The organism is Streptosporangium sp. NPDC002721, from assembly GCF_042888905.1.
GTDB lineage: Bacteria > Actinomycetota > Actinomycetes > Streptosporangiales > Streptosporangiaceae > Streptosporangium.
Genome location: NZ_JBIAQI010000007.1, coordinates 96,034 through 120,658 on the forward strand (window position 1 = coordinate 96,034; position 24,625 = coordinate 120,658).

Below are 24,625 nucleotides of genomic sequence, written 5' to 3' on the forward strand. Positions count from 1 at the left end.
ATATGTCGGTGTATATCATTCACCAATATGGTGACACGGCCCTGGTGGCCGTGATGGGGGAGATAGACGTCTTCAACTACCGGCTACTGGAGTCGGAGCTGGAGTCGCTCATGTTCGGGGGCACGCGACACATCCTCGTGGACGCCGGGGAGCTGCTTTTCTGCGACGTCAGCGGGGCCCGCGCGCTGGAGCGGATCCACGAGGGCCTCCGCGCGGCCGGAGGTGAGCTGTTCGTCGTCCCCTCCCCGACCGTGGTCCGGCTGTTCACCGTGCTCTGGGGAGCGCAGAGGCCCGAGCACCCCGGCCTGGTCGACGCCTCCGGCCTCGACGACTTCCCCGAGGTCCCGCCGGTCCCCCGGCGGCACTCCCCGGTCATGCGGCGCATCGGCGGCGGGCGCCGCGCCCACCGGGACGCCACCCGGCGCACCGGGCCCCCCGGCCCGGAAAAGCTCTCCACGCGGGACACCATCCCGCCTGGGCACACCACCGATCCCGGAAGTACGGGTCTCCGGGAGGACACGGCCCCCGTTCCGGCTCCGGAGGGCACGGCGCCCCCGGCCGAGGGGGGCGCGGGGTACCCGCCCGCCGGGCGCGCGGCGCACCCCGTGCTGGAGAGGGCCGCCCGCCTGAGGCGGGAGACCGCGGCACGCCTGGAGATCCTCCACCTCCAAACGCAGACGACCTACGCGACGCTGGCCGAGATCCACGACCGGATGGCCATCCTCCAGGCCGGGCTGGACGTCCACATCGCGATGCGGGCCGCGGTGAGGATGGCCTGCGACGACCACTTCCGCCGGGCGAAGGCGGATCGGGCGCGCGCACTCGCCCCCTCGTTCCCCGCCGGGTCCGGCTGAGTCGCGCCGCGGCCGGATCGCCGAGCGGATGATCAGGCTCCGCCGCGGTTACCCGTGGCCGTAGCGGAAAGCATGATGTCACGACTTTTCCGCTTCCCGAAGGGAACGGAATCCCGCCGAGCCGCCTCAGCGGCTCCACGAAGGGCAAGCCATATGGCCGGCGATCCCGAGATCCATGACAGCCCGGACACCCCCGGCGAATCCCGGGACGAACGCCATGAGGCCCGGAGGGAGTGGGCCGAGCGCACTCGCGAGCGCATCGCCCAGGCCGGAGAGCGCGCCGGGCAGGCCGCCGAGCGCCGGTCAGAACTCGCCCGCGGCGAGACGACGCCGACATCACCCCCGACCTCGTCGCCCCCGGCCCCCGCCTCCCCCGCTTCTCCCATGCCTGTCGCGTCGCTCTCGGCGCGTGAGGAACGGGCCGAACGAACCGAACGGGCCGACGCCCACCTGGGAAAGGCGCGCCGGCGGGCCGACCAGGCCAGGGAGCGCGCGGTGGCCGGGTACCGATCGGCGGCCCAGGCCCACAGGAACGCCGCCGCGAGCCACGACCGGGCCGCGACGGCGGGAAGCGGGGACGCGGAGACCCACCGGCTCCAGGCCCTGACGCATCGCCGTCAGGCCGCCGCCGACGAGCACAGGGCGTCCATGGCCGAGCGGGCGGGCCCCGCCCCCGAAAGCGACCCGGACGAACCGCCCTCCGGCGCGGACCGCCGTCCCTGACGCGTCCGTCTTCCAAACGGACCGGCCCCTGACACGGACCGGCCTCCAACGCGGTCCGTCCCTGCCGCGGACCGGCCTCCAAACGACCGTCCCTGACGCGGACCGATCTCCAACGCGGTCCATCCCCGAGACGGTCCGTCCCTGCCGCGGACCGTCCGAAGTGGCCCATGGAGACGCGCCGGAATCCGGCGGCGAGCCGAACTCGTCCCGGGTTAACGCTCCCTTAGCGCGCTCCTAGCAAAGTCTCCGCAAATCTCGACACATGACACGAATTACCAGGATTACCGTTGGAACCCTCGCAACCGCCGCTCTCCTGATCGGTGGAGGTGGTATCGCCCTCGCCGCGCAGACGGACAGCGCGGCGATCACCACCACCGCGACCACCACCGCCGTGACCGGCGGCACCGGCAGCACCGGCGCGACCGTGACCGGCGCCACGGGCACGGCCGCCGCGCCGGTCACCTCCTCGGCGTACATCTCCTCCCGCAAGGCCGTACAGATCGCCAAGAAGCGCGTTCCCGGCGCGCGCGTGAGCAAGGTCGAGCGCGAGTGGGAACACGGTCAGCGGACCTGGAAGGTCGAGCTGCACAAGGGCGCCTGGGAGTACGACGTCTACGTGTCGGCGAGGACCGGAAAGATCATCAAGCTGAAGCGCGACCACGACGACTGATCAGCAGGATTTGAGCACGCCCTCCATGGCGTCCTTCTCCCCGGACGTCACCCACAGGTCGTACTTGACCTTCACCTTGATCTGACGCTCGACATAGGGGCACCGGTAGGCGCGGCGCGGCGGCAGCCAGGTCGCCGCGTCTCCGGCGCCCTTCTGGCCGTTCAGCGGCCCGTCCACGGCCAGCAGGTTCAGCGGGTCGTTGGCGAGTTCCCTCCGCTTCGAGGCGGACCACTGCTGGGCGCCCTTCTGCCAGGCGTCGGCGAGCGCGATCACATGGTCGATCTGCACCGCCATGCTGGTCCGCGTCCCGCGCTCGAACTTGATGGTCTTGCCGCTGTACGGGTCCTCGAGAATTCCGGACTGCACGACGCAGCCGTCCTCGCCCTTCTTGAAGACCTCTTCCTTGAGGTCGCGAATGAGAATGTCGTTGCGGGTGTCACAACCGTTCCCGTCGACGTCCGACCAGGCGGGACCGAATTCGTCGCGGTCGAACCCGGTCATCGAGGCGCGTCCCTTGACCTCGAGCTTCTTCAGGTCCTTGAGCGCCTCGGACGCCGACTGCCCCCCGCCGGAGGACCGCGTCCCGTCGTCCACACCATCGCCCGGCACCGGGCCGCAGCCCGCCACCGTGAACGCGATCGTCGCGACGACCACACCTCGTACCAGCGAAGCCCGCACCCTGCCACCTCTCACGCGCGTCACTCTCTGAAGCGGCAAATTACCCCAGATACCGTTCTCAATCTTAAAAGCCTCAAGCAGTCTTTGGGGGAACGAGGAAATTCCCGGCCCATCAATCTACGCCTTAACGACATCTCTCACTTGACCTGCACAAAGGCCATCAAGGCCGCTCCACCCGAAGACGAAGGGCCCGGATCTCCGGAAAACGCGCGCCCTCGAATATTCACTCAACGCGACTATCGACTACGTAAAGTGATGGTGTTCTAATGACCAGGAGCGCTCACAATCGGTGAGCAATTCGCTACGGAGAGGATTCGCGTGAGGCAGATCTCATCGCGTCGTCCCCACCTCGTACGAACCCTGACGGGGCTGGCCGGTGCCGCGGCCACCCTGATCCTGGTCTCCGGGTCCGGGTCCGGGTCCGCCGCGGCCTCCTCGGCCCCGGCGGCCGAGCCGCGGCTCCCCGCCCCGCCCCCGCGGGTGGTCCAGCTCGACGACAACGTCGAGTGCGCCTTCAACAGCCTCTGCCTCTACCGCGACTACGGCTTCAGCGGGCCGGGATACAGCGTTCCCGCCGGTTACCCGACCGACCTGAGCGAGGTGCCGATGCCGGGCACCCCCACCTCCACCGCCGCGAACAACGTCTCGTCGTGGATCAACAACACCGGCTACTCCGTCCGGCTGATCGACCACTCCGGCACCGATCGCATCCTGCCGCCCTACCACTCGCTGGAGGAGTCGCTGGAGACCAATGACACCGTCGACGCCGTCGACTGGCTCCCCTGACGCCGACGCGCCACCGCCCCCTCCTCCCCGCGCGGCCGATCACCCGGCCCCCGGGGAGGAGGTCTCCCCCACCACCGTGATCAGGTGATCAGGATCCCGCCGTCGACCGGGATCACCGCACCGGTGACGTACGAGGCGGCGTCCGAGGCGAGGAAGATCGCGGCGGCGACGAGCTCGGCCGGGTCGCCGGGGCGCTTCATCAGCACCCGGTGCTCAAGCTGCCAGCCCAGATAGCTCTCGGCGTACTGGTCGGTCATCTCCGAGGCGAAGAAACCCGGCTCGACACAGTTGACCCGGATGCCGCGCCGGCCCGTCCACTGCTGGGCGAGATCGCGCGTGAGGCCGACGACCCCCGCCTTGGAGGCGCTGTAGGCGGCCTGCGGCAGCCCGGCGGTCGTCTCGCCCAGGATGCTCCCGACGTTGACGATCGAGGAGCCCGGCCTCATGAGCCTGGCGCAGGCCTGCGCCATCCAGTAGGTGCCGTGCAGGTTGATGTCCACGACCTGCCGGAACTGCTCGGGCGTCTCCTTCAGCGCCGGGACCGCCGAGCCCACACCCGCGTTGTTGATCAGGATGTCCACCGCGCCCAGCTCGGCCACCGCCGCCTCGGCCAGTGCCTGGCAGTCCTCCGGCCTGGTCACGTCGGTGACGAGGGCCACGCATCGCCTGCCGGTCTCCTCGACCAGGACGCGGGTCTCCTCCAGGCGGTCCTTCCTTCGGGCACCGATCACGATGTCCGCGCCCGCCTCGGCCAGGCCCCTCGCGAACGCCACCCCCAGCCCCGAGGACGCGCCGGTGACGATCGCGACCTTGCCGTCCAGCCGGAATCGTTCCAGCATCCGGATCCTCCTTCGTCCACCCAATGCGCCGAATGAGATTCTAGTGACCGCGACGAGAATCGCCCGTGAGGGGTGTCCCTCACGGGCGACGCGGCGTCCTGTGTCTCCGATGATCCGGGCGGTTCACGAAGGGGCACGGCTTCCCCGGCCACGGACGGCGCGCCCCGCCGGGCGCGGCCGTGGCGAGCCCGTCCTACAGGCCGTACTCCTTGGTGATCCTCTCGTGCCGCTCCACCTCGACGTCGACGGCCTTGGCCAGGTCGAGCCAGGCCAGCGGGTGCACCCAGCGCTCGGTGGCGTCGTCGAGAAGCGCGTCGAGCTCGACCGGGCTGACGTCCGGCGGGACCGCGATCCAGCCGAACACGCCGGGCAGCGGCTCGCCCGAGGTCGGGTGGTTCACGGTGTAGTTGTCGTCGCTGTAGACCCACATCGGCCAGCCGCGCTCGGCCATGACGTCGTTGAACTCCGTCCAGTCGGCCTGGCTGGGAGCGGCGCCGTCGAAGAACCAGCTGGTGTAGCCACCCGGGCGGAGCATGCTGACCGCGGCGAAGGGCGGGACGAAGTTCTCCTGCTCCTCGGCGCTCTCCGGGATCGGCTCGAGCAGCTGCGGCTCGAAGACGACCAGGTCACCGGCGTTGTACTCCATGCCGGGAGGCTGCGGGATGGCCAGGCGCGCGGTCGCGGGGCCGGTGCGCACGCTCAGGACCTGGCGCTGGCTGCCGTCGGGGGCGGGAAGGATGATGCGCACCAGGCCCATCTCCTCCTCGATCGGCCCCTCGCTCGACTGCAGCGGCATCCCGATCTTGGCGGCACCGAGGCGGACGGTCTCCCAGTCCTCGGCGGCCGTCGCCATGACGACCATCCGCCAGACGTCCTGCGGCTCGATCTCCCCGGAGTCGAGGAGGTCGCGCAGGATGCTCGCCCCCTTGGCGTTGTCGCCGAGCTGCTGCGCCGCGGCCGACCACAGGCGGGTCGCCTCGATGCCGCCGCCCGCGGCGGCCGCCGCCTCTCCCTCGGCCGCCGCCTGCTCCCAGCGCTCCCGCGCGGTGTACAGGCGGCCCAGGGCCAGGTGTCGCTGCGCGGCGGGCAGCCGCTCGGCCACCTGCTCCAGCCGCTCGTCCTGGCGGGCCTCGACCAGCAGGCCGCTGAGGTACGCGGCGTCCTGCGGGTCGGCGTTCTCGATGTCGCCGGACTCGACCAGCATGGTCCAGTAGATGTCGGCGCCCCTGGCCGGGTAACCGAGGAAGCCCAGCGTGGTGGTGTGGCGCCGGGTGGCCTCCACGTCACGGCCGGACAGCGGGGTCAGCCAGCCCACCCAGCGCTCCGGGTCGGCGTTGAAGCCGTCGGCGGCGTCGAAGGCGCCGACCAGCTCGGCCTCGGGGCTCGGGGCCGGAAGCGCGGTGGCGTCGTCCGCGGCGGCGCGCAGCTCGGCGACCCGCTTGGCGACGTCACCGGGGTTCCTGAGCTCACCGGACGCCGACTCCGCCAGGTCGGCCAGCAGGCGCGCCTGCCAGATCCCCTGGCGCGCGACCGCCAGGTGCCCGGCGACGAGCGCCAGCTCGACCCGGGCGCGGTAGCCGCCCATCATGGCGAAGTAGTCGATCCACTGCTTGAGCACCCGGCCCAGCTGCCAGGTGTTGGTGATCTGTGCCGTTCCGGCGAGCGCGCGGATGGCGTGCGACCACTCCACCCAGACGCGGGGGTGGTCGCCCACCACGTCGAGGTCTGGCAGGGCGTCGACGGACTCCTGCACGCGGCCGAGGGTGGCGAGCACGAGCGCGCGGAGCACTCCCTCGCGGTGCTCCTTGGCCACCGGGTCGTCGGGCTTGAAACCGGTCGCGGCGTCGAGCGCGGTGAGCGCGTCCTCGGCGCGGCCGGCGGCCAGCAGCGCGCGGGCCGAGGCGGCCCCCAGCTCCCAGCTCGCCTCGCGGCCCGCGCCGCCCAGCGCCGCCACCGCGGTCTCTGCGTGCGTGACGGCCTCGTCGGCACGGCCCGCGTCGACCAGCGCCGCGACGTGGTGCTCGGCGACGGAGGCGAAGGCGAGCGAGTCGGGCTCGACGTCCAGGGCCGAGAGCGCGGCCAGCCGCTCGGCGGCGTAACCGGGACCGTCGGCGTTCGCCCGCGCGATGGCCAGCGCCACGACGGCGCCGGGCACGGCCGGGCACTCCCGTACGTCCTCCCGCTTGGTGAACTCCACCAGCGTCTCGGCGTCGGCGATCGCGACCGTCCCCTGCGCGCGGTCGCCGACGCGGCCGATCAGGTGCCAGTAGCGGGCGTAGAACTCCAGCCAGGGCAGCCGCAGGTTCTCCGCCTGCTGCGCGATGGCCGGCGCGAGCACGTCGAGCTGCGCGTACCGGCCTTCCAGCGCCTGCGCGGGCACGTCTCCGATCGCCATAGCCAGACCGGTGTTACCTGCTTCATGCAGTTGCCGCTGGGTGTCGCCCACCCAAGCCCAGATGTCCACGTCCATGAGACGTCAGTCTGCCAGGTCGGGGAGCATGCCCCAAACAGCTTGACGATCCCGTGCGACGCCGAGGCCTCACGCTATGGCCTCGCGCACGTGCGGACGAGCGCGATCCCGCCGGACGCGGACCCCACCGCGACACCGCGGGGGTCACGGAAGATTCACCCGTACGCCCCTGAGCGTGACCTCGGCGGACACGACACGCTCACGACGAACATGACGCGTTCACGACGGGCACGAGGACACGACGGGCTCATGGCGGACGCGAGGCGTCCACGACGGGCACGAGGACACGACGGACTCACGACGAACGCGACGCGTTCACGACGGGCACAAGACGGACGCAATGGGCTCATGGCGACACCGCGCGGGTCGCGGAGAGGCCGGGTCGACGCGCACGGCCCGGAGCGTCACGTCGCCGGACGCGGCCGGGAGGAAAGCGAGGCTCACGCACGCGACCCGGAACCTGCGCCCACCGGACACGACCGGAAGGAAGCCGGGGTCCGGTGCGTGCTGCGGAGCCTGAGCCCCCCGGACGCGGCCGGGAGGAGGCCGAGGTCTCGTGTACGCCTCAGAGCGTGATCTCGCCGGACGCGACCAGGACGGCCGGACCAGCCAGGTAGCTGGTGTGCTCGTCGAGGGTGACGGTGACGGTGCCGCCGAGCACCTCCACCGCCCAGGTGCCGCTGGTCTCACCGGTCAGCCGCGCGGCCGCCACGGCCGAGGCGACCGCGCCGGTGCCGCAGGACCTGGTCTCGCCCGAGCCGCGCTCGAAGACCCGCATGACGACCCGGCGCGGGCCCACCGGGTTGAGCAGCTCGATGTTGACCCCGCTCGGGAACACCTCGGGGTCGAACGCGGGCTGGTGACTCAGGTCGAGCTGGGCCACCGGGTCGCCGATGACGCAGGCCAGGTGGGGGTTGCCCATGTCGACGTGGAGACCCTCGTACTCGTGGCCCGCGACGGTCGTGCGGCTCGACCCCAGGACCCGGGGCGGGCCCATCTCGACGGTCACGTCACCCGTCTCCGCCAGCCGCACCCGCTTGACGCCGCCCCTGGTCGCGATGCCGAACTCCCCCGGCGCGGCGAGGCCGGTGTCGACAAGGTAGCGGGCGAAGACCCGCGTCCCGTTGCCGCACATCTCGGCGACGCCGCCGTCGGCGTTGCGGTAGTCCATGAACCACTCGGCCTCGCCCGCCTGGCCGGACACCTCCGGGCTGAGCTTCGTCCGGGTCACGCGCAGCACGCCGTCGGCGCCGATCCCCGCACGCCGGTCGCACAACGCCGCCACGGTCGTCGCGGACAACTCCAGCTCACCGTCCGGATCGGGGAGGATGACGAAGTCGTTCTCGGTGCCGTGCCCCTTCGCGAATCGCATGGGACCAACTCTATCCAGACACTTCCCCGCCCCCCGCCGCCCACTACCCGCCGCTCACCGGTCACCCGTCCGGGGGGTGGTCTGGGGAGTGGCCCGGGGGGCGGTCAACCGCGAATCGCGGCGAGCGCGCGACCCAGGAGGTCCGGTTCCCGCTGGGGGAGCCAGATCACGCGGGGATCGCGGCGGAACCACGACTCCTGGCGGCGGACGAACCTGCGCGTCGCCCGTACCGTCTCCTGCCTCGCCTCCTCCTCGGTGCACTCACCGCCGAGGAAGCTCAGCACCTGCGCGTACCCGAGGGCCCGGCTGGCCGTACGGCCCTCGGCGAGCCCGCGCGCGGCCAGTTCCCTGACCTCGTCGACCAGCCCGGCCCGCCACATGCGGTCGACCCGCGCCTCGACCCGGGCGTCCAGCACCTCCCTGGGCACCTCGACCCCCAGCTGGACGCTGTCGTATACGGCGTCGTACGACGGCATCGTGGCCGAGAACGGCCGTCCGGAGATCTCGATGACCTCCAGGGCCCGGACGATCCTGCGCCCGTTGGTCGGAAGGATGGTCCCGGCGGCCTTCGGGTCGCGCTCGCGGAGCCGCTCGTACAGCGGGCCGGGGCCGCGCAGGTCGAGTTCGGACTCCAGCCGGGCGCGGACCTCCGGGTCGGTGCCGGGGAACTCCAGGTCGTCCAGGGCGGCCCGAACGTACAGCCCGGATCCGCCCACCAGGATCGGCACGGTCTCCTCGGCCCGCAGGCCGTCGATGATCGGCCGGGCCAGCGACTGGTACTCGGCCACGCTGGCGGCCCTGGTCACGTCCCAGATGTCCAGCAGGTGGTGGGGCACTCCCCTGCGCTCCGCCACGGAGAGTTTCGCCGTCCCGATGTCCATTCCTTGGTAAAGCTGCATGGAGTCGGTATTGATCACCTCGCCCCCCAGTTCGAGGGCGAGATCCACGGCCAGGTCGGACTTTCCGGCCGCGGTCGGGCCGACGACGGCGATGACGGGTAGCTGAGGCACGGGGTAAGTCTGCCAACTCCCCGGGTATGGGTGAGAGGCGATGCGTCCTCGCATCGGAATTGGGGGATTCACCATGTCGATCCTCGACAAGGTCAAGAACATGCTGGGCGGCAACGCCAAGACCGAAGAACTCGCCAAACAGGGCATCGACAAGGCGGAACAGATCGCCAGGAGGAGATTGGGCGGAAAGCACGCCCGGCACATCGACACCGCCGCGCGGAAGGCCAGGGAGATGGCCGACAAGATCGACGAGCCGGACACCACCCGACCGGACACGACATCGGGCACCGCCCAGCCGGGCACGACACCCGCGCCCGGACGCTCCACGCCTTCCGGCCGGGACGACGGCACCTCCGGTCCCGGCCAGCCCGGCACCACGCCGCCGCCCTACGGACCGTAGGCGACCGGCGAGGCCGATCCCGGCCCCGGTCCCGGTCAGTCCCAGTCGAGCATCGGCTGCAGGTAGCCCTCCAGGGTCAGCAGCCAGCGTTTCGACTCCACGCCGTCGCCACCGCTGAACCCGCCGAGCCCGTTCCCGGCGACCACCCGGTGGCACGGCACGATGACGGGGACCGGGTTGGCTCCCATGATCGACCCGATGGCCCGCGCCGGAACACCCGTCCCGCTGCGGGCCGCCAGCTCGCCGTAGGTCACCACCTTGCCGTACGGGACCGTCTCGTGGAGCGTGCCGAGCACCCTGCGCTGCACCGGCGAGGTCAGCCGCCAGTCCACCGGCGCCTGGAAGACCTTCAGCCTGCCCTCGTAGTAGTCGTCCAGCTCGCCGAGCACGGCCGCCGTCCTGCCGGGGTCGTCCGCCTCCTCCAGCCCGAGCCGGTCGAGCAGGCGGGCCCTGAAGCGTGACAGGTCACCCCATCCCACACTCGCCACCCCGTCCTCGGTCACGGCGACGACCATGTCCCCCAACCGCGTCGGAACACTCCCGAACGCCACGCTTCCCGCCATCGCTCTCGTGCCTCCTTCCGGCTTCCCGGGTTTTCCACCTCATCCGCCACAGTGGCCACCGCGGCCGGATCACTCCGTCCAGCGGACGGCGAAGTAGCCGACGCCGTAGGGCGCCTCGTCGTAGAGGAGCTCGCCGCGCAGGCCTCCCCCGTTCCCGCTTCCGTTCCCGCTCCCGGTTCCCGTCCCGCCGAGAACCTGCAGGGCCGCGCGGCCCGCCACCCACAGCTCGGCGGCCTCCACGGGGTCCAGCGCCGGGACCTCCGCGCGGGCGAGCGCCTCGACGATCGCCCTGTCGTACGGTTTCGCGCGCGGGTCCAGGTATCCGGGGGACTTCTCGGTGAGGCAGGCCGAGCCGTCGGCCATGACGAGCATCGCCACGCGGCCCGCCGTGGCCGCGAGCCGCTCCCCCAGGGCCGCGCACTCCCCCGGGGTCGCGTCGAAGGAGATCGCGTGGAATCCCGAGGCCGCCAGGCGTTCCCTTTCGAGGAGCCGACGGCCGATCGTCAGGGACAGCGGCAGGACGGGCTCCCCCTCGCCGCTCCGGACGTCGACGCCCCAGGGCGCGAGGCTCCCGGCGGCCTCCGCGCCGTACGCCGCGCTCCGATCCGCGCCTCCCACCACCACGATCTCGTCGGCCCCGGCGTCGCGCAGCCCCCCGACAGCGGCCGAGCAGGCCGTCCTGAGGTCGTCGAGCTCCGGGGCCGCGGCCCCGGCCAGCTCGGGGACCAGCAGCGGAGGATGCGGGCACACGGCCGCGGCGACAAGCACCTCGCCAGACTAACGGAGCCCTCCCCGGGAACCGCCCTCCGTCTCCCGGCGAGAACGGCCATACGGGATGACGGCTCCACGGTATGACGGCCGTACGGGATGACGGCCGTACGGGCGGGACAGCGACCGTACGGGACAGCGGCCGCGTGGGGTGTGGAAACGCGCCGGGGCACGGTGATCCGCTCACCGTACCCCGCGCGCGCCGGTCGCCTCCGGCGGATCCCGGTCAGTAGCCGCCGACGGGCCCCTGGGGATGCACGTATCCGGCGGGGTCGTCCTCGGGGGAGTCCTGCTGTCCGCTCTGCGGCTGCTTCGACGGCTTGTTCTTCGAGGGCTGCCCGGCGGCCGACTCGCCTCCGGGCCCGCTCTCGTCCGCCCCGCCCGAGCCCGAGCCGCTACCGGTGCCGGTGTCGGTGTCGGTGTCGGCGTCATTGCCGGAGCCGGTGCCGGTGCCGCCGCCTCCGGAGGCGGCGTCCGCCCCCTTCTCCGGCTCCTGCTTCCCGGGCTGCGGCGGGTTCCGGTCCGGCCCGGCCTCCTGGGAGGTCTCCTGGGCGCTGTCCGGTGCCGGCGGCAGCCGGGGGTCGTCGCGTCCGGCGTTCATGAAGGCGAAGACGGCGCCCCCGCCCAGGAGGGCGGCGGCGAGGACGGAGAAGACGGCTATGGCCAGGCCGTTCATCCGCTGGGGCTTGCGCTTGCGGGGCTTCCTGGGCTCATCGGCGGGGCCGGTGAGGATCTCTGGTTCTCCGGGACTGTTCGGAGATGGAGGGACGTGCATGAGGAAAAACTCCCTGCGGCTCTCGGGGGGAAACCTCCACGGCTTCCGAGGGTGCCAAACCACAGTAGCCACAGCAGGGAAACGCTTGCACATCAATCACAGGCGAATCACGAAATATCATCCTTTAGGGAACCCGTGACGGCGCCGCGCGCATACCCCCTGGCAGGGACGGTGACACCGCCGGAATCGCCGTCGCCACAGGGGATCCCGGACTTTCGATCTTGGGAGGCGTCACACGGAGGAGCACCTCCGAACGGCTCCCGGAAGACCTCTCCCGAACCAGAGGAGAAAACTCGGGAGAGGCGTTTCCGGCGGGGCGTACGAAGGGCGGGATCTCAGGAGACGGAGCAGCCCGAAGCCTCGGGGAGCGGGGCGGGACGGCCGATCGAGGGCATGCCGAGCATGACCCCGGGACCGGGGGCTCCGGCCGGGGCGCCCTGGCGGGCCTCCCAGGCGTCGCCCGCGCGGGTGCGGCGCAGCCTCAGCGCGGGACCGTCGGCGACCAGGTGGTGCGGCGCCGCGTACGTGACCTCGGCGCTCACCACGTCACCGGGGCGCGGGGCCTCGGCGCCGGGGGCGAAGTGCACCAGGCGGTTGTCGGGGGCCCGGCCGGACATGCGGTGGGTCGCCTCGTCCTTGCGGCCCTCACCCTCGGCCACCAGCACGTCGAGCGTCCGGCCGACCTGCTTCTTGTTCTCCGCCCAGGAGATCTCGGTCTGCAGGGCGACGAGCCTCTCGTAGCGCTCCTGCACGACCTCCTTGGGAACCTGGTGGTCCATGGTGGCGGCGGGGGTGCCGGGCCGGATGGAGTACTGGAACGTGAAGGCGTTGGCGAACCGCGACTCGCGCACCACGTCGAGGGTGCCCTGGAAGTCCTCCTCGGTCTCGCCGGGGAAGCCCACGATGATGTCGGTGGAGATCGCCGCGTCGGGCATGGCCGCGCGGACCCGCTCGATGATGCCCAGGTAGCGCTCGGCCCGGTAGGAGCGGCGCATGGCCTTGAGGACCCGGTCGGAGCCCGACTGCAGCGGCATGTGGAGCTGGTGCATCACGTTGGGCGTCTCGGCCATGGCCGCGATGACGTCGTCGGTGAACGCCGCCGGGTGCGGGCTGGTGAAGCGGACCCGCTCCAGCCCCTCGATGTCGCCGCAGGCCCGCAGCAGCTTGCCGAAGGCGAGCCGGTCGCCGAACTCCACGCCGTAGGTGTTGACGTTCTGGCCGAGGAGGGTGATCTCCAGCACGCCCTGGTCGACCAGGGTGCGCACCTCGTTGAGGACGTCGCCGGGGCGACGGTCCTTCTCCTTGCCGCGCAGGGCGGGCACGATGCAGAACGTGCAGGTGTTGTTGCACCCCACCGAGACCGAGACCCAGGCGGCGTAGGCGGACTCGCGCTTGGTCGGCAGCGTGCTCGGGAAGGTCTCCAGGGATTCCTTGATCTCGACCTGGGCCTCCCGCTGGACGCGCGCCCGCTCCAGCAGCACCGGCAGCGAGCCGATGTTGTGGGTGCCGAACACCACGTCCACCCAGGGCGCCCTGCGGACGATCTCCCCCTGGTCCTTCTGCGCCAGGCAGCCGCCCACGGCGATCTGCATGCCGGGGTTGCCCACCTTCGAGGGGCGCAGGTGGCCGAGGTTGCCGTAGAGCTTGTTGTCGGCGTTCTCACGTACGGCACAGGTGTTGAACACGACCACGTCGGCCGTCTCCCCCTGGGCGGCCGGGACGTATCCGGCGTCCTCCAGGAGGCCCGACAGGCGCTCGGAGTCGTGCACGTTCATCTGGCACCCATAGGTACGGACCTCGTACGTGCGGGCGCTCTCCACGGTGGCAGTCATCTCACGACAAGGGTAGGCGCTCCGCCGAACCTTCAGGTACGCCCCCACCCCGTCGAACTCCCCGTAATCATTAAGTCACTCAAAGTCAATCACTTCGCTAAGGTGGGGCTCCAAAGCCGCATGCGAGAATTAGGACTCGACCGACAGCTGAGAGTGGTGAGCCACGATGGCGATGCTCGTGCAGACCTCGGAGGCCCCGGTGAAGGCCAAGAAGCCCGTCAAGAAGCCGCGCGAGAAGCCCCGCAAGAAGGCAGTGCCGAAAACGGTCATCTGGGAAACTCCCGGCGAACTCAGCTTCGACGAATGGTCCGAGCTCAACTCGCGAGACGACGGCGGTCGCTACGAGCTCATCGACGGGAGCCTCATCGTGTCCCCCGCTCCACCATTCAGGCACCAGCGCATCGGAGACCGTCTCCAGACCTACCTGGAGACGGTGACGCCGGAGAATCTGATCCCCGTCACCGCGACGGGCCTCCTTCTGGATCGCAAGCCCGGCGTCATTCCCGATCTGATGGTGGTGGAGGCGGCGCCCTTCGAAGAGGGCGCGGAGGTCGCGCGGCCCGAGTGGGTCCACCTGGTGGTGGAGATAGTCTCCAAGTCCACCACGGCCACGGATCGGATCATCAAACACACGAAATACGCGGAGGTCGGCATCTCCCACTTCTGGCGTATCGAGATGAATCCGTTCCGAGGGCGAGGATCCGACGCGCTTCCGGTGATCTTCACCTACGCGCTCGACGAGAACGACGAGTACCAGCTCATCCACCGCGTCGCCGCCGGGACGACCGTGGAGCTGACAGAACCCTTCAAACTCACCCTCGACCCGGCTACGCTGGGCAGGGTCCGATGATCAAGGCGTGAGCAGGCCGTGATCTGATCGGTACCGCAGGGTTAGCCCCAGGTGCCCTTTACAGAATTACGTTGTCCACCATGACGGAGAACGGGGACAAGACTCCTCTGGTCGTGCTTGAAGGCGTCAACAAGCACTTCGGCAGCCTGCACGTCCTTCGGGACATCAATCTGACGATCTCCCGCGGCGAGGTCCTCGTCGTCATCGGCCCATCGGGCGGCGGCAAGTCGACCCTCTGCCGGACGATCAACCGGCTGGAGGCCATCGACGAGGGGACCATCACCTTCGACGGGCAGCCGCTCGCCGTGGAGGGCAAGACCCTGGCCAAGCTCAGGTCCGAGGTCGGGATGGTGTTCCAGTCCTTCAACCTGTTCGCCCACAAGACGATCCTCGAGAACGTCACCCTCGGGCCGATCAAGGTCCGGGGCATCGCGAAGGGCGAGGCGGAGCGACGCGGAATGGAGTTGCTGGAGCGGGTCGGCATCGGCGCCCAGGCGTCGAAGTATCCCGCGCAGCTCTCGGGAGGCCAGCAGCAACGCGTGGCGATCGCCCGCGCCCTGGCCATGGACCCCAAGATGATCCTGTTCGACGAGCCGACCTCGGCGCTCGACCCGGAGATGGTCCAGGAGGTGCTCGACGTCATGATCGGTCTCGCCCAGGAGGGCATGACGATGATGGTCGTCACCCACGAGATGGGCTTCGCCCGCCGCGCGGCGAACCGCGTGGTGTTCATGGCGGAGGGCCAGATCGTGGAGGAGAACACCCCCGAGGAGTTCTTCACCAACGCCAGGACCGGCCGGGCCAAGGACTTCCTCTCCAAGATCCTCACTCACTGACGGCTCTGCTCCACCCCTGATATGTCCCTGACGAAAGACGAGGTAGCAAGAATGCGTGTACGTCGTATTGGAGCCGTGGTGATCGCGGCCGCGGCGGCGATGGCCGGTCTGACCGCGTGCGGTGACGGCGGTGGCAGCGGAAGCGACAAGTTCGTCGTGGGCATCAAGGTCGACCAGCCCGGTCTCGGCCAGAAGCAGCCCGACGGCTCCTTCAAGGGCTTCGACGTCGACGTGGCCAGGTATGTCGCCAAGGAGCTCGGCTACGCGGACGACAAGATCGAGTTCAAGGAGGCCATCTCGGCCAACCGCGAGTCCTTCATCCAGCAGGGCCAGGTCAACGCTGTGATCGCCACCTACTCGATCACCGACGACCGCAAGAAGAAGGTCGCCTTCGCCGGCCCGTACCTGGTCACCGGCCAGGACATCCTGACCCGGGCGGACGACACCACGATCAACAGCGTCGAGGACCTCAAGACCAAGAAGGTCTGTGGCGCCCAGGGTTCCTCCTCCCCCGCCCGCCTGGTCGAGAAGTTCGGCGACGAGTGGAAGAGCGGCTTCCTCACCGAGCAGCAGGGCTACGGCGCCTGCCTGCCGCTGCTGGAGAACAAGCAGGTCGACGCGATCTCCACCGACGCGACGATCCTGGCCGGCTTCGCCACCCAGTCCCCCGGCAAGTTCCGCCTCGTCGGCAAGCCCTTCTCCGAGGAGAAGTACGGCATCGGCCTGAAGCTGGAGGACAAGGAGACCCGCGACAAGGTCAACGCGGCCGTGGAGAAGATGTTCAAGGACGGCGCCTGGAAGAAGGCCATCGACGCCAACTTCGGTGAGTTCGGGAAGTTCTTCACCACCCCGCCGGCTGTCGAGCGCTACTGATTCGGTCACGACCTGGGCCGGGGCGTGCGAACGTCCCGGCCCGTGACCTTGGAGGGATGAGTGCAGGCACTCTTCGAAGAATTCCCGGTCATCCTTGACGCTTTCTGGTTGACCATCCGGCTCACCCTCGCCAGTGGGCTGGTCGCGCTCGTGCTCGGGACGATCCTCGCGGGCATGCGGGTGAGCCCGCTGCCGATCCTGCGCGGGATCGGCACGGCGTACGTGAACGTCCTGCGGAACACCCCGCTCACCCTGGTGATCGTGTTCTGCGGCCTCGGCCTCGGCCTCGTCCTGGACGTCTCGTTCTCCGAGAGCCTGTCCGTCAACTACCTGTGGCTCTCCATCATCGGGCTGTCCGCCTACACGGCGGCGTTCGTCTGCGAGGCGATCCGGGCCGGGATCAACACGGTCCCGGTCGGCCAGGCGGAGGCGGCCCGCGCCATCGGGCTCACGTTCGGCCAGAACCTGAGGCTGATCGTGCTGCCCCAGGCGTTCCGCGCGGTGATCGCCCCGCTGGGCAGCATCCTGATCGCGTTGACCAAGAACACCACGATCGCCGCGGCCATCGGGGTGGGTGAGGCGTCCCTGACCATGAAGACGCTGTTCGAGGCGCACGGCGACGCGGTCATCCAGATCTTCGCCGGGTTCGCGCTGGGCTTCCTGATCCTGACCCTGCCGACCGGACTGCTGTTCGGCTGGCTCGCCAAGCGCCTGGCGGTGGTCCGATGACCGCGGTGACCACCACCGAGCGGCCCCCGGCGCGCAAGCGGCGCGCCGAGAGCTCCGAACGCGTCAGCGTCCTGTACGACATCCCCGGCCCCAAGGCCCGGATACGCAACAACGTGCTCACCGTGCTGGTCGTCCTCGCCGTGCTGTTCGCGGCGTACGTGATGGTGACCAAGCTCGACGAGAAGAACCAGCTCAGCGCCGATCTGTGGACGCCGTTCCTGCGCGGCGACGTGTGGATCAACCTGATTCTGCCCGGCCTGGTGAACACGCTCACCGCGGCCGCGGTGGCCGCGGTGATCGCGGTGCCGTTCGGGTTCGTCTTCGGCATCGGCCGGCTCTCGACGAACGCCTGGATCCGCCGCGCCTCGGGCGCGATCGTCGAGTTCTTCCGGGCGATCCCGCTGCTGATCATGATCTTCGCGGTGATGTTCGGCGGGAGCGCGGTCTTCGGGCTCACCGTGACGCCGTTCTGGGCGGTGGTGATCGGCCTGGTCCTGTACAACGGCTCGGTGCTGGCGGAGATCGTACGGGCGGGCATCCTGTCCATCCCTCGGGGGCAGAGCGAGGCCGCGCTGGCGGTCGGCATGCGTCCGGGCCAGGTGATGCGGATGATCCTGCTGCCGCAGGCGGTCACGGTGATGATGCCGGCGATCGTGGCGCAGCTGGTGGTGCTCCTGAAGGACACCGCCCTGGGCTTCATCGTGTCGTTCGAGGACCTGCTGAACGCGGGGGCGCGCGTGCTGCCCTCCAACTTCAACAACATCATCCCCGCTGTGATCGTCATCGCGATCATCTACATCATCATCAACGTGATGGTGGGCGCCGTCGCCACCTGGCTGGAGCGGCGGAGCCGTCGCAGCAGGAAGACCGCGGCCAAGCCGATCGCCCGGCCCGACTCGCCGACGGCGGTCGAGGGCGGCCTCGGCACCCCCACGACCCCCGCACCGTAGAAGCGGCGCGCTCGAAGGGCGGTCACCGGATCCGGTGGCCGCCCTTTCGCGTGCCGGAAGCTCCCGCCCGGGGTCGTGGGGTCACGGGATCATGGGGGGCCAGGGGTCATGGGGTCCCAGGGGTCATGGGGGTCCCAGGGGTCACGGACCTTCCACCGTGAAACCAGCCGCAGGTCGACCTTCGGCTAGAAACCGGACTAACGGCTCTCATCTCACCATTCCCCCCGATCTCACGGCCCACAGGGTTCACCGGCGGCATATCTCGGGTGACGCGAGCGTGATACCGGCGACACGCGGCGGGTTATCGGGCAGGATTGCGCCATGTCCCCCGAGCAGGTCGTCCTGCCGTACGCCACCTGGCCGTCGCCGGTCTCCACCTCCGACGTCGCCCGTTCCGGGCTGCGCCTCGGATACCCGACGGTGCTCGGCGACGAGGTCTGGTGGACCGAGGACCGTCCCGCCGAGGGCGGGCGGACCACCATCGTGCACCGCGGCGCCGACGGCGCCCAGCGCGAGCTGCTGAGCGCGCCGTGGAGCGCCAGGACCAGGGTCCACGAGTACGGCGGGCGCTCGTACGCCGTGGTGCCCGGCGAGGGCGTGGTGTTCGCCAACTTCGTCGACCAGCGGCTCTACCTGCTGCCCACCGGGGGCGAGCCCAGGCCGCTCACGCCGGAGCCCGAGGAGCCGACGGCCCTGCGCTACGCGGACCTGGTCGTCCGTGACGGGCAGATCTGGTGCGTCAGGGAGCGCCACGACGGCGGCCGGGTGAGCCGGTCGATCGTGTCCATCCCGCTGTCCGGCGAGGGCGAGCCGCGCGAGCGGGCCGGCGGGCACGACTTCTACGCCTCCCCCGCCCTCTCCCCCGACGGCGAGCACCTGGCCTTCATCTGCTGGGACCACCCCCGGATGCCGTGGAACGGCACCGAGCTGTGGATCTCCCGGCTGTCCGACGGCACCTCCTGGAAGGTCAAGGGCGGCCCCTCCGAGTCGGTGCTCGCCCCGCAGTGGCGTGACGAGGAGAACCTCTATCTGATCTCCGACTGGTCGGGCTGGTGGAACCTCTACCTGGTCGGGATGCACGGCACCTCGCCGAGGGCGCTCCACCCGGAGGAGCGGGAGTTCGCCGGGCCGCTGTGGCAGCTCGGCGCGGTGCCGTACGCCCTGATGGACGACGGGAGCCTGGCGGTCCTGCACGGGCGGGGCGACCTGCGGCTGGGGGTCCTCGACCCCGACAGCGGCGTGCTGAGCGATCTGGACGTGCCCTACGGCGGCTGGGAGGCGGTGCTCGCCACCGACGGGCGGGCCGTGGTCGGCATCGGGTACGGCCCGGCGCTGCCCCGGTCGATCGTCCGGGTCGACACCGTGACCGGGCGGGCGGAGGCGCTCCGCCGCGACATCAACGAGCTGCCCGCCCCCGGCTACCTGCCGGTCGCCAGGGCGGTGGAGTTCGAGAGCCGGTTCGGGCGCGAAGTGCACGCGTTCCTCTACCCCCCGTCCAACCCCGTGGCACGCGGCGAGGGTCCCGCGCCCTACGTCGTGTTCGTGCACGGCGGGCCGACCGGGAACAGCGTCGGCGCGCTCGACCTGGAGAAGACGTTCCTCACCAGCAGGGGCATCGGCGTGCTCGACGTCAACTACGGCGGCTCCACCGGCTACGGCCGCGTCTACCGCGAGCGGCTGCGCGGCCAGTGGGGCGTGGTCGACGTCGAGGACGCGATCGCCGCGGCCGAGTGGCTGGCGGCGGAAGGGCTGGGCGACCCTGCACGGATCGCGATCCGGGGCGGCAGCGCGGGCGGCTGGACGGTCATGGCGGCCTGCTGCGCGTCCGACGCGTTCGCCGGAGGCGTCTCCTACTACGGCGTGAGCGCGCTCGCCAACTTCAGCGCGACCACCCACGACTTCGAGTCACGCTACGTCGAGTGGCTGATCGGCCCGGAGGACCCGGCCCTGTACGCCTCGCGCGAGCCCGTCGGCCGGGTGGCGGGAGTGAGCTGCCCCATGCTGCTCCTCCAGGGCCTGTCCGACCCGGTGGTTCCCCCGGCGCAGTCGCAGGCCTTCGTCGACGCCCTCGCCGAACGCGGCGTTCCCTGCACCTACCTCACGTTCGAGGGGGAGGCCCACGGCTTCCGCCGCGCCGAGACCCGTAGCGCGGCCCTGGCCACCGAGCTCGCCTTCTACCAGCAGATCTTCCACTCCTGAGGGAGGGAGCGGGTAGGCGGGCTCAGCGGGCTCAGCGGGCTCAGCGGGTACGGCCGGTTCGGCGAGATCGGTGGGTTCGGTCGGTTCGGGGAGATCGGTGGCTTCGGCGAGATCGGTGGCTTCGGCGGGCTCAGTGGGTTCGGCCGGTTCGGCGAGATCGGTGGCTTCGGCGGGCTCAGTGGGTTCGGCGGCTCAGTGGGTTCAGCGGGCGAACTCGGTGGAGCGCGATTCGCGGACGACCGTGATGCGGATCTGGCCGGGGTAGGTGAGCTCCTCCTCCACCTGCTTGGCGACGTCGCGGGCGATCACCTGGGCCTGGATGTCGTCGACCGCGTCGGGCTTCACCATGACCCTGATCTCCCGGCCCGCCTGCATGGCGAAGACCTTCTCGACACCCTCGTAGGAGGTGGCGATCTCCTCAAGGCGCTCCAGCCGCTTGACGTAGGCCTCCAGCGACTCGCGGCGGGCGCCGGGACGGCCGCCGCTGATCGCGTCGGCGGCCTGGGTGAGGACGGCCTCGACGGTCTTGACCTCGACCTCGTTGTGATGGGCCTCGATGGCGTGGACGACGTCCTCGTGCTCGCCGTACCGTCTGGCGATCTCGGCGCCGATGAGCGCGTGACTGCCCTCGACCTCGTGGGTGAGGGCCTTGCCGATGTCGTGCAGGAGCGTGCAGCGCTTGAGCAGCGTCGTGTCGAGCCGTAGCTCGGCCGCCATGATGCCGGCGATGTGGGCCGACTCGATGAGGTGGCCGAGCACGTTCTGGCCGTAGGAGGTGCGGTAACGGAGCTGGCCGAGGAGGGTGACGAGCTCGGGGTGCATGTCGGTGATGCCGAGCTCCACCAGGGCGTCCTCGCCCGCGCGCACGCACAGCTCCTGGACCTCGGCCTTGCTGCGCTCGTGGGCCTCCTCGATGCGCTGCGGATGGATGCGGCCGTCGAGGACGAGCTTCTCCAGAGTCAGCCGCGCGGTCTCGCGGCGGACCGGGTCGAAGCACGACAGCAACACGGCCTCCGGCGTGTCGTCGATGATCAGGTTGACGCCGGTGGTCGACTCGAAGGCCCGGATGTTGCGGCCCTCGCGACCGATGATGCGCCCCTTCATCTCGTCACCGGGCAGGTGCAGGACGCTCACCACGGACTCGGCGGTCTGCTCGGTGGCGACCCGCTGGACCGCAAGCGTGACGATTTTGGTGGCGCGCTTCTCGCCCTCCTTGCGCGCCTCGCCCTCGATCTCCCGGATGATCAGCGCGGCCTCGCGCTTGGCCTGGTTCTCGATCTCCCTGACCAGCTCGGCCCTGGCCTGGTCGCTGGTGAAGCCGGACACCCGTTCCAGGATGGTCTTGCGCTCCTCGGCGACCCGTTCGAGATCCTCGCGGCGGTCGGCCAGCTCGGTCTCGGTCTCGGCGAGCTTGCGGGCCCGGTCGGCCTGGCGCCTGGCCTCCTCGTCGAGACGCTGCTCGCGCTCCGCCAGCCGGTTCTCCCTGCGTTCGAGGTCGGACCGGAGCTCCTTGAGCTCGTACTTCAGGATCTTGCCCTCGGCCTCGGCCTCCTTGCGCATCTCGGCCGCGGCCTCGATCGCCGTCTCCGACTTGCGCAGCAGCTCTCCGGCGTCGTCCTGGGCCTTCGCCCGGATGTCGGCGGCCTCGCGCCGGGCCTCCTCCAGGTGGGCCTGGGCCTCGGCCTCCTGCTCGGGGGTGGGGCCCTTCGGAACCCCGGCTCCACCGATGCGACGCAGCAACACGAACAGCACGGCTGTCATCACGGCGAGAGCCACAACCGTCACTGTCAACATGACGACCACGACCGGATCCATGCGCGCCTCACCTTCCTCGCGTCGCAAATATCAGGCACACGAGGGGTCACACGCACGGCACGGAAAGCTCAAGAGGCGGCACCGTCGGGACCGAAGTGAACCCAGAGGGGATCACTCACCGGCTGTTCCCGCCGGTCCGTCGTCCCGTCTTCATCCGCCAAGCTTGCTTGTCCGTATTACACCGCTATGACAATCCGCGCTGCGCGGAGTAACTCCTCACTGCCGTTGAGATTAAGCGTCAGAGAGGTAACGAGCAAGCAAAGACCCGCTGTCAAGCTGCTTTGGACTAGTCGAGTGGATAGCCCTGATCTTCCGCGAATGGCGATGTTTCCGCCCCTTCGTCCTCAAGCACTTCGCGGATCACGCGAAACGCCAGGCCGGGACCGTATCCCTTGCGGGCGAGCATGCCGGCCAGCCTGCGGGTCCTGACCGCGGGCTCCAGCCCTCGGGTCGAGGAGAGCTTGCGCCGCACGAGGCGACGGGCGGTCTCCGCCTCCTCCTCGGGGTCGAGCCGCTCCACCGCTTCCTTCACCGTCTCCTCGTCCACCCCTCGGTGGCGAAGCTCCGAGGCGAGGGCCTTCCTGGCGAGACCACGCCCGGCGTGGCGCGAACTCACCCATGCCGCGGCGAACGCCTCGTCGTCGATGAGCCCGACCTCGGAGAAGCGCTCCAGCACGGCGTCCGCCGCCTCCTGGGGCACCTCGCGCTTGCGCAGCGCCTCCGCGAGCTGGGCCCGGGTGCGCGGCGCCATGGTGAGCAGCCGCAGGCAGATGCCCCGCGCCACCGCCTGCGGGTCGGCTCCGGCCCCCCGGCTCTCGCGGGACTCCTCGACCGGCCCGTCGGACCCGGCACGCCCGCCCGGCCGACCACGACCTCCGGACCTGCCGGACCTGCCGCGTCGCCCACCGGATCCGCCGACTCCGTCGGATCCGTTGAATCCGTCAGACCCGGTGAGGGCGTCGAACCCCTCAGATCCCTCGGGTCCCTCGGGTCCACCAGGTCCGGCGAGGCCGTCAGGCCCGTCGAAGCCGTCAGGCCCGTCGGAGGGAAAGCCCGGGGTGGCGCCCCCGGACCGCCGTCCGCCCCGTGAGGCACGCCTCTTCCGGCCTCGTGGCCCGTCACTCGCCGGGCCCGCGGCTTCCTCGCGAAAGCCTCCCTCGGAGACGGACGGGCCGTGGTCGCGCCCGCGCCGGCCCGGTGAGCCCGCCCGAGGTTCGTCGGGCCAGGCCCCCCAGTCTCTCGGCCCGACCTCGTCGGCCGGACCGGAGTCAGGTCCCGTGATCATCGATCAGCCCGGATTCAGGCGTCACCCGGCTTGGGAGCGGCCGCGGCCTTGGAGCCGCGGCCGGAGGCGGCGGAGGCCGAAGCGGCACCGGCGCGGCCCGACGCGGCGGCCGGAGCCGAGGCCGCGGGGGCGGGTGCCGGGGCGGCCGGGCTGTCGACGCGCGGGCCGACGCCGAGCTTCTCCTTGATCTTCTTCTCGATCTCGTTCGCCATGTCCGGGTGGGTCTTGAGGAAGTTTCGCGCGTTCTCCTTGCCCTGGCCCAGCTGGTCACCCTCGTAGGTGTACCAAGCGCCGGACTTGCGGACGAAGCCGTGCTCGACGCCCATGTCGATCAGGCCACCCTCGCGGGAGATGCCGACGCCGTACAGGATGTCGAAGTCGGCCACGCGGAAGGGCGGGGCCATCTTGTTCTTGACGACCTTCACCCGGGTGCGGTTGCCGACCGCCTCGGTGCCGTCCTTCAGCGTCTCGATGCGGCGGATGTCGAGACGGACCGAGGCGTAGAACTTCAGCGCCTTTCCACCGGTCGTGGTCTCGGGCGAGCCGAACATGACGCCGATCTTCTCTCGGAGCTGGTTGATGAAGATCGCGGTGGTGCCGGTGTTGTTGAGCGCGCCGGCGACCTTGCGCAGCGCCTGGGACATCAGGCGGGCCTGGAGGCCGACGTGGCTGTCGCCCATCTCACCCTCGATCTCGGCCTTGGGCACCAGGGCCGCGACCGAGTCGATGACCAGCAGGTCGACGGCGCCGGACCGGATCAGCATGTCGGCGATCTCCAGCGCCTGCTCACCGGTGTCGGGCTGGGAGACGAGCAGCGCGTCGGTGTCGACGCCCAGCTTCTGGGCGTACTCGGGGTCGAGGGCGTGCTCGGCGTCGATGAAGGCGGCGATGCCGCCGCTGCGCTGGGCGTTGGCCACCGCGTGCAGGGCGACCGTGGTCTTGCCGGACGACTCGGGACCGTAGACCTCGACGATGCGGCCGCGGGGGAAGCCGCCGATGCCGAGAGCGACGTCGAGCGCGATGGAGCCGGTGGGGATCACCTCGATGGGTGCCCGGGTCTCGTCGCCCAGGCGCATGATCGAGCCCTTGCCGAACTGCCGCTCGATCTGAGCGAGCGCGGTCTCAAGCGCCTTCTCGCGGTCGTTAGCTGCCATGGGAGCCCCCTGAAGGGTCGCGGGTTGGATCGGTTGCCAGAAAGCTACGGGGTGCCGCCGACAATTTCGGGAGGGCACGCCACGAGTGGTGGCCTGTTCAATATAGCCGAACGACTGTTCGATCGCGGCCCGTTGGCACCATACGGTGCTGGAGTCGCGAACCACCACGAAACGCCCTCGCGTACAGCCCGGCG

The 24,625-nt window shown here is 70.5% G+C and carries 23 protein-coding genes; 11 read left to right on the forward strand and 12 right to left on the reverse strand.

Annotated features, from left to right (window positions below; all coding sequences use genetic code 11):
* The first annotated feature begins 8 nt into the window (after positions 1-8).
* The 3 genes from ACFYWM_RS11205 (at position 9) to ACFYWM_RS11215 (ending at position 2,247) form a co-directional block, all read left to right on the forward strand.
* Complete coding sequence (locus ACFYWM_RS11205) at positions 9-854, forward strand: STAS domain-containing protein (RefSeq protein WP_389912159.1); 846 nt, start codon at positions 9-11, stop codon at positions 852-854.
* Between the two features lie 153 nt (positions 855-1,007).
* Positions 1,008-1,577, forward strand: coding sequence for a hypothetical protein (locus tag ACFYWM_RS11210; protein ID WP_389912162.1), 570 nt, complete (start codon positions 1,008-1,010; stop codon positions 1,575-1,577).
* Between the two features lie 262 nt (positions 1,578-1,839).
* Complete coding sequence (locus tag ACFYWM_RS11215) at positions 1,840-2,247, forward strand: PepSY domain-containing protein (protein ID WP_389912165.1); 408 nt, start codon at positions 1,840-1,842, stop codon at positions 2,245-2,247.
* Here the strand turns inward: ACFYWM_RS11215 and ACFYWM_RS11220 are convergent, their stop codons facing one another.
* Positions 2,248-2,925, reverse strand: coding sequence for an HNH endonuclease family protein (locus ACFYWM_RS11220; protein WP_389912167.1), 678 nt, complete (start codon positions 2,923-2,925; stop codon positions 2,248-2,250).
* Positions 2,926-3,243: 318 nt separating this feature from the next.
* On the opposite strand from ACFYWM_RS11220, the gene ACFYWM_RS11225 reads away from it, so the two are divergent.
* Positions 3,244-3,711, forward strand: coding sequence for a peptidase inhibitor family I36 protein (locus tag ACFYWM_RS11225; protein ID WP_389912170.1), 468 nt, complete (start codon positions 3,244-3,246; stop codon positions 3,709-3,711).
* Between the two features lie 80 nt (positions 3,712-3,791).
* On the opposite strand, the gene ACFYWM_RS11230 is transcribed toward ACFYWM_RS11225, so the two are convergent.
* The 4 genes from ACFYWM_RS11230 to miaA form a co-directional block, all read right to left on the reverse strand.
* Positions 3,792-4,550 (reverse strand): SDR family NAD(P)-dependent oxidoreductase, encoded by a 759-nt coding sequence (locus ACFYWM_RS11230; protein ID WP_389912173.1) that lies wholly within the window; start codon positions 4,548-4,550, stop codon positions 3,792-3,794.
* Positions 4,551-4,743: 193 nt separating this feature from the next.
* A complete protein-coding gene (locus ACFYWM_RS11235; RefSeq protein ID WP_389912176.1) occupies positions 4,744-6,945 on the reverse strand; it encodes a tetratricopeptide repeat protein in 2,202 nt (733 codons plus the stop codon).
* A 640-nt stretch (positions 6,946-7,585) separates the two neighbouring features.
* Positions 7,586-8,392, reverse strand: coding sequence for a diaminopimelate epimerase (dapF, locus tag ACFYWM_RS11240; protein ID WP_389912179.1), 807 nt, complete (start codon positions 8,390-8,392; stop codon positions 7,586-7,588).
* 104 nt (positions 8,393-8,496) lie between these two features.
* Positions 8,497-9,402, reverse strand: a complete 906-nt coding sequence (gene miaA / locus ACFYWM_RS11245) for a tRNA (adenosine(37)-N6)-dimethylallyltransferase MiaA (RefSeq protein WP_389912182.1) — start codon at positions 9,400-9,402, stop codon at positions 8,497-8,499.
* Positions 9,403-9,475: 73 nt separating this feature from the next.
* On the opposite strand from miaA, the gene ACFYWM_RS11250 reads away from it, so the two are divergent.
* The gene (locus tag ACFYWM_RS11250; RefSeq protein ID WP_389912185.1) at positions 9,476-9,802 is read left to right on the forward strand and encodes an antitoxin; all 327 of its coding nucleotides are present in this window, start codon (positions 9,476-9,478) and stop codon (positions 9,800-9,802) included.
* A gap of 35 nt (positions 9,803-9,837) precedes the next feature.
* Here ACFYWM_RS11250 and ACFYWM_RS11255 read toward each other — a convergent pair whose 3' ends face one another.
* From ACFYWM_RS11255 to miaB, 4 genes are all read right to left on the reverse strand, one after another.
* Positions 9,838-10,365 carry a methylated-DNA--[protein]-cysteine S-methyltransferase gene (locus tag ACFYWM_RS11255; protein ID WP_389912187.1) on the reverse strand — a complete coding sequence of 176 codons (528 nt, stop codon included), beginning with the start codon at positions 10,363-10,365 and terminating at the stop codon, positions 9,838-9,840.
* 69 nt (positions 10,366-10,434) lie between these two features.
* On the reverse strand, positions 10,435-11,133 hold the full coding sequence (locus tag ACFYWM_RS11260; protein WP_389912189.1) for a hypothetical protein: 699 nt from the start codon (positions 11,131-11,133) through the stop codon (positions 10,435-10,437).
* Between the two features lie 226 nt (positions 11,134-11,359).
* On the reverse strand, positions 11,360-11,908 hold the full coding sequence (locus ACFYWM_RS11265; protein WP_389912192.1) for a hypothetical protein: 549 nt from the start codon (positions 11,906-11,908) through the stop codon (positions 11,360-11,362).
* A 335-nt stretch (positions 11,909-12,243) separates the two neighbouring features.
* The gene (miaB, locus tag ACFYWM_RS11270) at positions 12,244-13,740 is read right to left on the reverse strand and encodes a tRNA (N6-isopentenyl adenosine(37)-C2)-methylthiotransferase MiaB (RefSeq protein ID WP_389912194.1); all 1,497 of its coding nucleotides are present in this window, start codon (positions 13,738-13,740) and stop codon (positions 12,244-12,246) included.
* Positions 13,741-13,906: 166 nt separating this feature from the next.
* Here miaB and ACFYWM_RS11275 point away from each other — a divergent pair, with 166 nt between their 5' ends.
* The 6 genes from ACFYWM_RS11275 (at position 13,907) to ACFYWM_RS11300 (ending at position 20,177) form a co-directional block, all read left to right on the forward strand.
* Positions 13,907-14,590, forward strand: coding sequence for a Uma2 family endonuclease (locus ACFYWM_RS11275; RefSeq protein WP_389912197.1), 684 nt, complete (start codon positions 13,907-13,909; stop codon positions 14,588-14,590).
* Positions 14,591-14,670: 80 nt separating this feature from the next.
* Positions 14,671-15,426, forward strand: coding sequence for an amino acid ABC transporter ATP-binding protein (locus ACFYWM_RS11280; RefSeq protein WP_389912200.1), 756 nt, complete (start codon positions 14,671-14,673; stop codon positions 15,424-15,426).
* 51 nt (positions 15,427-15,477) lie between these two features.
* Entirely contained in the window at positions 15,478-16,299 is an 822-nt protein-coding gene (locus tag ACFYWM_RS11285; RefSeq protein ID WP_389912203.1) for a glutamate ABC transporter substrate-binding protein, read from the forward strand.
* A 60-nt stretch (positions 16,300-16,359) separates the two neighbouring features.
* Positions 16,360-17,028, forward strand: a complete 669-nt coding sequence (locus tag ACFYWM_RS11290; RefSeq protein WP_389912205.1) for an amino acid ABC transporter permease — start codon at positions 16,360-16,362, stop codon at positions 17,026-17,028.
* Entirely contained in the window at positions 17,025-17,978 is a 954-nt protein-coding gene (locus ACFYWM_RS11295) for an amino acid ABC transporter permease (RefSeq protein ID WP_389912208.1), read from the forward strand. The genes ACFYWM_RS11290 and ACFYWM_RS11295 overlap by 4 nt, the downstream gene beginning before the upstream one ends.
* A gap of 321 nt (positions 17,979-18,299) precedes the next feature.
* Entirely contained in the window at positions 18,300-20,177 is a 1,878-nt protein-coding gene (locus ACFYWM_RS11300) for a prolyl oligopeptidase family serine peptidase (protein WP_389912210.1), read from the forward strand.
* Positions 20,178-20,378: 201 nt separating this feature from the next.
* Here the strand turns inward: ACFYWM_RS11300 and rny are convergent, their stop codons facing one another.
* The 3 genes from rny to recA form a co-directional block, all read right to left on the reverse strand.
* Positions 20,379-21,992, reverse strand: a complete 1,614-nt coding sequence (rny, locus tag ACFYWM_RS11305) for a ribonuclease Y (protein ID WP_389912213.1) — start codon at positions 21,990-21,992, stop codon at positions 20,379-20,381.
* Positions 21,993-22,278: 286 nt separating this feature from the next.
* Complete coding sequence (locus ACFYWM_RS11310) at positions 22,279-22,776, reverse strand: regulatory protein RecX (RefSeq protein WP_389912216.1); 498 nt, start codon at positions 22,774-22,776, stop codon at positions 22,279-22,281.
* Positions 22,777-23,291: 515 nt separating this feature from the next.
* A complete protein-coding gene (recA, locus tag ACFYWM_RS11315) occupies positions 23,292-24,431 on the reverse strand; it encodes a recombinase RecA (protein ID WP_389912219.1) in 1,140 nt (379 codons plus the stop codon).
* Between the last annotated feature and the right edge of the window lie 194 nt (positions 24,432-24,625).